The sequence below is a fragment of the Desulfobacteraceae bacterium genome, from assembly GCA_022340425.1.
Lineage (GTDB): Bacteria > Desulfobacterota > Desulfobacteria > Desulfobacterales > JAABRJ01 > JAABRJ01.
This window is the reverse complement of the sequence record JAJDNY010000092.1, coordinates 1-5,086: the sequence shown is the minus strand read 5'-3', so window position 1 is coordinate 5,086 and position 5,086 is coordinate 1. Positions and strand designations below refer to the sequence as shown.

Sequence of the window (5,086 nt, the reverse complement as noted above, 5' to 3'; positions counted from 1 at the left end):
GCCGCAGCCCGGCGGCCCCCAGAGAATCATCGAGAAGATCCGGTCGCGGGCAACGGCCCGCCGCACCAGACCGTCCGCCCCCACCACGTGCCCCTGACCCACGAACTCGTCCAGACTGCGCGGCCGCATCCGCTCGGCCAGTGGCCTCTCGGCGCTTACCGCCTGCTGCGCGCGCTGTTCAAAAATATCCACCCTGACTTGCCTTTATTCCCTTCGGGGCCGCGCCCATCATCGCCGGAATATACTTCGCCGCCACGACCGGCCCGCCCAAGTTTCGCCGCGCTCAAAGCCACTCGCCGGCCTCAGCCGCGGCCGGCTTTCTTTCGGCCGCGCCCCTTCCTGGGTTGGGGTCGCCGGGCGCGACTGGCGACAAAATCTTTGAGCGGCCCGGAGCGCTGCCGGAAAAGCAGCCGCAGGGGGGTCTGGTCCAGACCGGCGCCCTCCCGAATCTGGTTGACGATATAGCGTTTGTAGGAGAAATGGACGGCGTCGGGATAGTTCACGAAACTCACGAAGGTCGGCGGTTTGGTGCCCACCTGGGTGGTGTAGTAAAATTTCAGGCGGTGGCCGCGGTGCAGGGGCGGCTCGTTGGCCTGCAGGGCGCGCGCCATGATGCGGTTGAGCTGGCCGGTCCCCAGGCGGGCAGTGTACTGGGTGTAAACGGCATCGACCAACTCGAAAATCCTGGGCAGCCTGAGACCGGTTTTGGCGGAAATGGTCATGATCGGCGCGAACTGCAGAAAACGGGAGGCCGCACGCAGCTCCTCGACGTAGCGCCGGGTGGTCAGGCTGTCCTTTTCCACCAGGTCCCACTTGTTGAGCAGGAGGATACAGCCGCAGCCGCGATCGTGGGCATAGCCGGCGATGGTGATGTCCTGGTCGGTGACCCCCTCGTAGACGTCCAGCACGATCAGGGCCACATCGCAGCGTTCCAGCCCTTGGAGGGCCTTGATGACCGAGAACTTTTCGAGCTTTTGGTCCACCCGGCCCTTGCGCCGGATGCCGGCGGTATCGATCAGCAGGTAGGACTTGTCGTTGACCTTGCAGACGGCATCCACCGCGTCACGGGTGGTGCCGGGAACGTCGCTCACCACCAGGCGCTCCCGCCCCAGGACCCGGTTGACAAGCGATGACTTGCCCACGTTGGGGCGTCCCACAACGGCCACGCGCACCATTTCCACTGCCGGCTCGGGGGCGGCGGCGGGCAGCGCCGCCACCAGGGCATCGAGAAAGTCGGGCACCCCGTAACCGTGTTCGGCCGACACCGGGTAGAGGGGCGCCACCCCCAGCCCGTAAAACTCGTAGAGCAGCGCCTCCTGCTCCTGGCCGTCAACCTTGTTGACCAGATAGAAGACCGGCTTGCCGACGTCCCGCAGCAGGGCGAGCATGTCGCGGTCGTAGGGCGAGAGCCCCCCCTTGGCGTCCAGCACCAACACCAGGATGTCGGCGTCGTGGATGGCCTGCTGAACCTGCTGGCGGATGGGCCCCGCAAAATGGTCCGGATCGCCTGCCACAAAGCCCCCGGTATCCACCACCGTAAAGGGGATATCCTCCCAGAGCGCCTCGCCGTAGATCCGGTCTCGGGTCACGCCCGGGGTGTTGTCCACCAGGGCGTTTTTTGAGCGCGTGATCCGGTTGAAGAGCGAAGACTTGCCCACGTTGGGCCGTCCAAGAATGGCGACAATGGGTTTCATGGGGCTTTTCCGTCCATGGGATGACAAACCGGCCAACCCGCTGAGGTCGGTGGCAAATCGCCGGTCCCCGTAACCTGGATGCCCGGCTGCCCCGGGGCCCGGACAGCCGATCGGGCCAACGGCGGCTAGTGCAGGATCTGGCTGAGAAACAGCCGGGTACGATCGCTGCGGGGGTTTTCGAAAAATTCCTCGGGCGTGCCCTCTTCCACGATCTGCCCCTCGTCCATGAAAAGCACCCGGTGGGCGACGCTTTTGGCAAAGCCCATCTCGTGGGTCACCACCAGCATGGTCATCCCTTCGCGCGCCAAACTGATCATGGCCTCCAGCACCTCCTGGACCATTTCAGGGTCCAGGGCCGAGGTGGGTTCGTCAAAGAGCATCACGCTGGGCTTCATGCACAGGCTGCGGGCAATGGCCACCCGCTGCTGCTGACCGCCGGAGAGCTGGCCGGGGTACTTCCGGGCCTGCTCGGCGATGCGCACCTTTTCCAGAAGGGCCATGGCCGTTTCTTCGGCCTGGGCTTTGGGTTCCTTGCGGACCCAGATGGGCCCCAATGTCAGGTTCTCCAGGATCGTCAGGTGGGGAAAGAGGTTGAAGTGCTGAAAGACCATGCCGACTTCGGCGCGAATTTTTTCGATGTTCTTGAGATCGTTGGTCAGCTCGATGCCGTCCACCCGGATCCGCCCGCGCTGATGCTCCTCCAAGCGGTTGATGCACCGGATCAGAGTGGATTTCCCCGAACCCGAGGGGCCGCAAATGACGATCCGCTCCTTCCGGCGTACGGTCAGGCTGATATCCTTGAGCACATGTAACTCCCCGAACCACTTGTGCATGTGCTGGATCTCGATGATGACATCCTCTTTGGCGCCCGTGTCAGGCTGATTTTCAAGCGGTGTGGGCACGCTTCCCCCTGATGAGAATTTTCGCGCGACCTTCGCGCCGGATTCCCTGAAACGATCCGGATCACGCAGGACACCACATAACCGGGATCAGGGCAACAAAAATATGGTGTTGCGGGCAAGAAAGACGGGGCCGTGCGGCCTTTTACGGCGGGGTGGTCCGGCAGGCCACAGCCCTGGGGGATCATTCAAGCGGTGTGGCGGAAGAAAGAACCACGGCCGTGAGCAGGGTAGAGACCCCGCTCGGCGGCTGCTTGTGATCAGGCCTGACCCAGCAAGGCCTGCTTGAAATCGATATTGAGCGGCTGGGGGCCCAACCAGATGGAGAACATAGCGGCGGCAAACTCCGCCCCCGGCGTGACTCCCAGCGGTTCGCCGTTCAGGGACAGCTCCGTGCCCCAGCCGGGAATGTAGGTGAGGGCGTAGCGGTCCCCCGGCTTGACGTCACGATAAAGCGCGATGTGCTGATCGAGCTGCGGCCGGATGCGCGCCAGAACGTCGGCAGGCACGTTGCGGGAAATCGCCCGGATGGTCACCGGCCCAAAATCCTCCCCGGCGATGGGGTGAAAATAGGAAATCTCCAGCCGCTTGGCCCGATCGGCCAGAACCTGACCCGGTTGGGTATCGGCTTCGGTGTAAAGCGCTCCCACATAGGCCTTGACAAACACCATATAGCGGAACAGGCCGGCCCCTTTAAGCTCCAGCCGCTGCCCGCGGCTCTCGTAGACCGTGGGGAAGACCACCCCTTCCACCGAGAAGGCGGCGCTGGCCGCGGGGGGCAGCCACAGCGAAGCCGCCAGAGACAAAACAGGCAAAATCTGCACGATGTTTTTCATGGATCCTCCCAGGATGGGTGTATGGCGATGAACCTTGTGTCGCTCCTGCACGCAGGAATTGCAAATATTCACATCTTATGATTACTAGGAAGCACAGGAATGCAATACGGGAGAAATCGGGGCAAGATGAGGGGCGCAAACTGCCAATCTCGGGTTCTGCGCCCCAACCTTGATGAACCGGTCAAAGTCAAAAAAAAGACGGTTTCGAAAAAAGTTCAATTTACGGCGCGCAAATCTCAGCGGCGTGAGGCGTACTTATGTACGCCGCAGCGATTTCGAGATGCAGCGCAACGCAGAAAGTGGACTTTTTGCGGAACCGTCAACCTTGATGAAGTAGTAAAAAGTCAAAAACCAGACGGTTTCGAAAAAAGTTCAATTTCAAGGCGCGCAAATCTCGAGGAGTGAGGCGTACTTATGTACGCCGCAGCGACTTCGAGATGCAGCGCAACGCAGAAAGTGGACTTTTTGCGGAACCGTCAACCTTCGCCGCCGTTGAGGGGTGTCCATGCCACGTTGGGGATTGTGCTGCATCTTTAGCCGGGAACCGATCAAGTTCCGCCGCACCACAGCGGCTTTCCTGCAAAAGCGGCCACGCCGGGAGCAGTTGCGGTATCTGGCCGAAATTTGCACCGGCAACGCCGAGGCCCTCCAGCAGGCCCTAACCTTTTGCCGCGAGAACGGTATCGGGGCCTTTCGCATCAACAGCCAGATTCTGCCCCTGAAAACCCACCCGGAGATCGGCTACGATATCGCCGAGCTGCCAGGGTACCGCGAAATCGTAGCCAAATTTCGCGACTGCGGCGCGTTCAGCCGCCGCCACGACCTGCGCACCAGCTTCCACCCGGACCAGTTCATTCTGCTCTCGTCGCCCAGCGAAAAGGTCACCCGTCAATCAATGGCCGATCTGCGCTACCACGCCGAGGTGGCCCAGTGGGTGGCCGCCGACGTCATCAACATCCACGGCGGCGGCGCCTACGGCGACAAAACCTCGGCTTTGAAACGCCTGGCCGGCCGCATCGGCGAACTGCCCGAGGCGATCCGTGCGCGCCTGACCCTGGAAAATGACGACCGGGTCTACACCCCGGCGGACCTTTTGCCGGTCTGCCATGCGGCCGGGGTCCCGCTGGTTTACGATGTGCACCACCACCGCTGCCTGCCCGACGGGCTCTGCCAGGCGGCGGCAACGGAAGCGGCGCTGGGCACCTGGAAGCGGGAGGCGCTGTTTCACGTTTCAAGCCCCTTGAGCCCCTGGGGCCACGGCACGCCCCGCCACCACCACGATTTTATCGACATTGCGGACGTACCCGAATGCTGGCGGCGAATGAAGATCACCATCGATGTCGAGGCCAAAGCCAAGGAACTGGCCGTGCTGCGGCTGATGGCCGAGGTCGCGGCCTGGGCTTCGACGGCCGGGCCGCAGCGCCGCGATGCGAACGCCGCCTAAGCCTCGGCCGTCAGGGACGGTAGCCGCCGCCGGCGTACCGGTTGAAACACCCCGAGGACAAAAACCGCTGGGTTCGCCTGGCGGTGCAGGCCCGAGGTGACAATCCAAAATAACGAGGGAGGTAAAAATGGAGGTAAAAAGAATTCTCTGGCCCACCGATTTTTCCGAGAATGCATCCCGGGCGTTGCCCGTGGTGACCTCGCTGTCGCAGCA

The 5,086-nt window shown here is 62.6% G+C and carries 5 protein-coding genes; 1 reads left to right on the top strand and 4 read right to left on the bottom strand.

Annotated elements, in window-relative coordinates; all coding sequences use genetic code 11:
* The 4 genes from LJE63_08500 to LJE63_08485 form a co-directional block, all read right to left on the bottom strand.
* A partial coding sequence (locus LJE63_08500) for a replication-associated recombination protein A (GenBank protein ID MCG6906651.1) occupies window positions 1–192 on the bottom strand: 192 nt, incomplete at its 3' end.
* Between the two features lie 110 nt (window positions 193–302).
* Complete coding sequence (der, locus tag LJE63_08495) at window positions 303–1,694, bottom strand: ribosome biogenesis GTPase Der (GenBank protein MCG6906650.1); 1,392 nt, start codon at window positions 1,692–1,694, stop codon at window positions 303–305.
* A gap of 125 nt (window positions 1,695–1,819) precedes the next feature.
* On the bottom strand, window positions 1,820–2,545 hold the full coding sequence (locus LJE63_08490; GenBank protein MCG6906649.1) for an amino acid ABC transporter ATP-binding protein: 726 nt from the start codon (window positions 2,543–2,545) through the stop codon (window positions 1,820–1,822).
* A gap of 308 nt (window positions 2,546–2,853) precedes the next feature.
* On the bottom strand, window positions 2,854–3,429 hold the full coding sequence (locus tag LJE63_08485; protein MCG6906648.1) for a chalcone isomerase family protein: 576 nt from the start codon (window positions 3,427–3,429) through the stop codon (window positions 2,854–2,856).
* 505 nt (window positions 3,430–3,934) lie between these two features.
* Between LJE63_08485 and uvsE the strand changes: the two genes are divergently transcribed.
* Complete coding sequence (gene uvsE / locus LJE63_08480) at window positions 3,935–4,873, top strand: UV DNA damage repair endonuclease UvsE (GenBank protein ID MCG6906647.1); 939 nt, start codon at window positions 3,935–3,937, stop codon at window positions 4,871–4,873.
* The last annotated feature ends 213 nt before the right edge of the window (window positions 4,874–5,086 follow it).